We start from the raw sequence: 4,841 nt of genomic DNA, 5'->3' as shown, positions 1-4,841 counted from the left end.
GTCGAGGGGTTGAGGAGCGGGGCGGGGAAGACCTGGAGTCGGCTCTGGTCGCCCCATTCCCCCGACACCAGCCACTGGTTGTCGGGAGAGACGGAGGCGAAGGAGTTGTTCAGCTTCTCGCCCGCGTCGAGCTGGTGCTCGTAGAGGTGGCGCTTGCCGTCGGGCGTCGTCACGGCGAACATCTTCGACTTCGCGTCGTCGCCGCCCTGGTAGGCGTCGACGGTGTGGCCGTCGGCGATGTCCGGGTCGCCTATGTGCGACCAGCCCTTGATCCGCAGGTCGACCGCTATCGAACCGAGGCCCCGGTAGAGGAGGCTGCCGTCGGCGCGGCTCGCCAGGCCCTGGCTGCCGGTGAGCGAGTTGACGGTGGAACTGCCGGATTCCTGCCAGCCGCCGGGGGAGCGCGGGGCCGTGTCGGCCCGGGCGCCGGTGCCGCTCGCCAGCGCCAGCGCGACGGCGCCGAGCAGGGCGGCGGAAGCCTTCGCGGATGTCTTGAGGGGTGTCATCGGTGCGCTACCTCCGTGGGGGGTCGATCGCTGCCGGGCAATCGTACGTAACGTGACCTCTGTCGACGGGCGAGTTCTGACAGGCCGACAGGTGCTCCGGAGCGGCTCTACCGACACAGGCCGGTGGCTGTTCCGACAGAAGGTGGTTGAGACGTGAAGCTGGTCATTCTCGGTGGCGGCGGATTCCGCGTTCCGCTCGTGTACGGCGCCCTGCTCGGCGACCACGCCGAAGGCCGCGTCACGGAGGTCGTGCTGCACGACCTGGACGCGGGGCGGCTCGGTGCGGTCGCCCGCGTGCTTGCCGAGCAGGCGGCCGGGGTGCCGGACGCGCCCGCCGTCACAGCCACCACTGACCTCGACGAGGCCCTGCGGGGTGCGGACTTCGTCTTCTCCGCGATCCGGGTGGGGGGCCTGGAGGGGCGGGCGGCCGATGAGCGCGTCGCTCTCGCGGAGGGCGTCCTGGGGCAGGAGACCGTCGGCGCGGGCGGTATCGCGTACGGACTGCGGACCGTGCCCGTGGCCGTCGACATCGCGCGGCGCGTGCGGCAGCTGGCCCCGGACGCCTGGGTCATCAACTTCACCAACCCCGCGGGCCTGGTCACCGAGGCGATGTCCCGGCACATCGGCGACCGCGTCATCGGCATCTGCGACTCGCCGGTGGGCCTGGGGCGCCGGGTGGCGCGCATGCTGGGCGGCGATCCGGACGAGGCGTTCATCGACTACGTAGGACTCAACCACCTCGGCTGGCTGCGGGGTCTGCGGATCGGGGGGCGGGACGAGCTGCCGCGGCTCCTCGGCGACGCGGAGCTGCTCGGCTCGTTCGAGGAGGGGCGGCTCTTCGGCGCGGAGTGGCTCCAGTCGCTGGGGTCCATCCCGAACGAGTACTTGCACTACTACTACTTCAACCGCGAGACGGTGCGCGCCTACCAGGAGGCCGAGCAGACCCGGGGGGCGTTCCTGCGCGACCAACAGGCCCGCTTCTACGAGGAGGTGGGGCGGGGCGAAGCGTCGGCTCTGAAGGCCTGGGACGCGACGCGTGCCGAGCGCGAGGCGACGTACATGGCGGAGAACCGCGAAACCGCGGGTGTGGGTGAGCGTGCGGCGGAGGACCTCGAGTCCGGTGGGTACGAGAAGGTCGCCCTGGCCCTGATGCGGGCCATCGCACGTGACGAGCGGACGACGCTGATCCTCAACGTCCGCAACCGCACGACCCTTACGGCGCTCGACGCGGACGCGGTGATCGAGGTGCCGTGCTCCGTGGACGCGAACGGCGCCCACCCCATGGCGGTGGATCCGCTGCCCTTGCACGCGACGGGCCTGGTGTGCGCGGTCAAGGCGGTGGAACGGGAGGTCCTTGAGGCCGCGTCCAGCGGCTCCCGCACCACCGCGGTGAAGGCGTTCGCGCTGCATCCGCTGGTGGATTCCTTGACGGTGGCGAGGCGTCTGGCCGACGGCTACCGCGATGCGCATCCGGGGTTGGCGTATCTGAACCGGGCATAGGGGCCGACGACTCCGGCTCGACGGGCTGAGATGATCACCGGATGAGTCCCGTCATCTCCATCGGATCCGCCGCCGCCAGGCCCTGCACGCTCGTCGTCTGCCGAGGCTGCTGCTGCGGGGACGCCCGCAAGAATCCCGGCATCGACCACGAGTGGCAGTTGGCCCGGCTGCGGGCCGCCGCCGCCGAGTCGGCGGGGCGGTTCGCCGTGCGTACGAGCGAGTGCCTCGGGCCCTGCGGGCAGGCGAACATCATCGTCGTACAGCCGTCCGGGGCGGGGCGGCGCAAGGGCGGCCGGGCGGTATGGATCGGCTTCGCCGTGGACGACGCGTCGGTCGACGAGATAGTCGCCTGGGCCGAGGCCGGTGGGCCCGGGCTCGGGGGTCAGCCGTCGGCCACTCTGGAGCTGCAGATGGTCGAGCCCGGGAAGGGGTGAGCAGGGGGTGAGCAGAGGGTGAGCAGGGGGTGAGCAGGGGATGGTCAGGCCGCCGGCTGGGAGGAGCTCTCCAGGACCTTGTCCAGGAAGCTCCGCAGGTTCGCCATCGTGCGGGCGTTCTGCTCCTCGAGCGTGAGGCTTTCGTCGAAGCGGCGGGCCAGCGCCGTCGTCTTCTTGCCCCGTACGTAGAGGGAGCAGGCCAGGTCCGCGCAGACGTAGATGCCGACCGAATTGCCCTGCCGGCCCGCGGGACCGGACAGGGGAGCGACGAGCAGGGTGATGCCCGAGCCGGACTGCGGGGTCACGCAGACCGAGCAGATGCTGGACTTGAGCAGGCTCCTGCGCGCGCCGGTCGACGCGCGCAGCGCGATGCCCACGTACGCGCCGTCCCGCTCCGCCACCACATAGCCCCGGTCCGGTGCCTTGGGGTCGCGCCAGCCGAGGAAGTCGAGGTCTGACCAGGGGGTTTCGGCGAAGCCGGCGGGGAGTGTGAGCCGGCGGGCCTCGCCCTTGGAGCAGTTGACGAAGGACGCGCGGATCTCTTTCTCGCCGATGGGTTTCATGATCCGGAAGTTATCAATCGGGGCCTCATGGCGTCTTCTCCTTTTCTGGTGGCTCTTCGGGTGGCTCTTCGGGTGGCTTCTGGTGGCAGGAGCTGCTCCCCCTCCTCCCGACCCCTAGGAGGTGGGACGCTGATATCCGGTGTCCGTGGTCCGAGCGGGGGCGTGACGGAAGGGGACGGGATGGCCGGGAATGGCGCGGGGGACGACGAGTTGGACCTCGCGGATGCGATCACACTCCTGCGGGAGCAGATCGCCGAGGCCCAGCGGCGCGTGGTCACCGATGGGGACCAGGGGGTCGGTTTCGGTCTGGGCGAGATCACGGTGGAGCTCGGCATGGAACTGGCCCGCACCCGCGGCGTCGACGGCGGGCTGCGGTTCAGTGTGATCGGCCTGGGGGGCAAGAAGGAGAGCACCCGCGGGACCACCCACACGGTCACCGTATGCCTCAAGCCGCACCTGCCGGGGGGCGGCGATCCTGGTGACGTCGAGGTCAACGATGAGGACGAGGACGAGGTCAACGACGAGGTCAACGACGAGGACTAGTACGACGGTTGGCGATCACGCCGTGAACCACGCCGTGAACCACGCCGTGAAGAACGCCGTGAACCACGCCGTGAACCACGCCGCGCAAGGGGGAGAACATGCAGACCGACCGGGTGGTTCAGATCCGCGTTCCCCGGCCGGACCGAGGCGCGGACGGCAAGCCGCGGTTCGGCAGCGGCTACCTGGTGGCGCCGCGGCTGGTCCTGACCGCCGCGCACGTCCTGGGCGACGCGGTGGCCGACGGGCACGGCGGGGTTCTCGTGAGCCAACATGGCGGCGGACAGTTCGCGGCGACCGTGCGGTGGTGCCGGCACGACGATCTCGTCGATGCCGCCCTGCTCGAGGTCGACGACGGAGCCGACTGGCCGGTGCCCGCCTCCCTGCACGATCTGCGCGCCCACCCGCCCCAACGCTGGGGCCAGTTCATCGGCACACGCCCGGGGCCCGTCGGAGCCTGCGGCTTCCCCCGCCTGCAAAAGGACGCGACCGTCCGCAGGGTCGAGCAGTTCGAGGGACACATCAACCCCGCCACCGGCGGCCCGGGCGGCCGCTACGACGTCCTGAGCCTGGACCCGCTGCCTGCCTTCGCCCCGGCGCCCGGGTCCAAGGCCACGAAGTGGTCGGGAATCTCGGGGGCAGCGCTGCTGTCCGGGAACGGGAACCTGCTGGTCGGGGTCTTGTGCCGGGACCGCAAGGCGGCCCATGGGGCCAGGCTGACCGCGGTCCGCGCCGGTGACCTGCTGGCCGAACCCGCCTTCCGCACCCTGCTCCACCAGCACAGCGGCTGGGAGCCCATCCTGGAGGCCGTCGAGCCGGCCGCGCTCCTGGCCCCCGCCGCCCAGGAACGGGACCTGCGCTCCCCGGCGATGCTGCTGCAGGCCGACGTCGAAGCCGTCTCTTTCCGCGACCGCCACACCGAGCTCGCCGATCTCCGCGACTGGTGCCACCGTGAGCAGCCGCAGACCCTAGCGGTACGGGTGTTGACCGGCCCGGGCGGGCAGGGCAAGACCCGCCTCGCCCGCCGGCTGACCGCCCTGCTGCGCGACGCCGGCTGGATCACCGGGCACCTGCGTGCCAACCTCACCGACGACCCCGCAGGACCCGGACCCGACTGGAGCGTCCTGGACACCGCTCGACCCCGGCTGCTCGTCGTCGACTACGCCGAAACGCTGCCCCACCAGGTTCGCCGCCTGATCGAGCATCTCCGCACCGCCCACCACCCCACCCGACTCCTGCTCCTGGCCAGGGCCGAAGGGGAGTGGAAGCACGAGACCCTCAACGCCACCGCCCCCACC

Annotated in this window: 5 protein-coding genes and 1 pseudogene; 4 read left to right on the top strand and 2 right to left on the bottom strand. The window is 71.3% G+C overall.

Annotated features, from left to right (window positions below; genetic code table 11):
- A pseudogene (locus tag E2651_RS41230) lies at positions 1–506 on the bottom strand (hypothetical protein); the annotation flags it as partial.
- 153 nt (positions 507–659) lie between these two features.
- On the opposite strand from E2651_RS41230, the gene E2651_RS41225 reads away from it, so the two are divergent.
- Positions 660–2,006, top strand: a complete 1,347-nt coding sequence (locus E2651_RS41225) for a 6-phospho-beta-glucosidase (RefSeq protein WP_167829063.1) — start codon at positions 660–662, stop codon at positions 2,004–2,006.
- Positions 2,007–2,047: 41 nt separating this feature from the next.
- Positions 2,048–2,440 carry a (2Fe-2S) ferredoxin domain-containing protein gene (locus E2651_RS41220; protein ID WP_135336398.1) on the top strand — a complete coding sequence of 131 codons (393 nt, stop codon included), beginning with the start codon at positions 2,048–2,050 and terminating at the stop codon, positions 2,438–2,440.
- Positions 2,441–2,484: 44 nt separating this feature from the next.
- On the opposite strand, the gene E2651_RS41215 is transcribed toward E2651_RS41220, so the two are convergent.
- Positions 2,485–3,003 carry an FBP domain-containing protein gene (locus E2651_RS41215; protein ID WP_135336397.1) on the bottom strand — a complete coding sequence of 173 codons (519 nt, stop codon included), beginning with the start codon at positions 3,001–3,003 and terminating at the stop codon, positions 2,485–2,487.
- Positions 3,004–3,183: 180 nt separating this feature from the next.
- Here E2651_RS41215 and E2651_RS41210 point away from each other — a divergent pair, with 180 nt between their 5' ends.
- Both E2651_RS41210 and E2651_RS41205 read left to right on the top strand, forming a co-directional pair.
- Positions 3,184–3,546, top strand: a complete 363-nt coding sequence (locus E2651_RS41210) for a trypco2 family protein (protein ID WP_135336396.1) — start codon at positions 3,184–3,186, stop codon at positions 3,544–3,546.
- Between the two features lie 98 nt (positions 3,547–3,644).
- The coding region (locus E2651_RS41205) for a serine protease (RefSeq protein WP_135336395.1) at positions 3,645–4,841 on the top strand (1,197 nt) is incomplete at its 3' end.

Origin of the sequence: Streptomyces sp. MZ04, from assembly GCF_004684775.1 — a bacterium.
In the GTDB taxonomy this organism is placed as follows: Bacteria; Actinomycetota; Actinomycetes; order Streptomycetales; family Streptomycetaceae; genus Streptomyces.
This window is presented reverse-complemented; position numbering and strand designations above follow the sequence as displayed.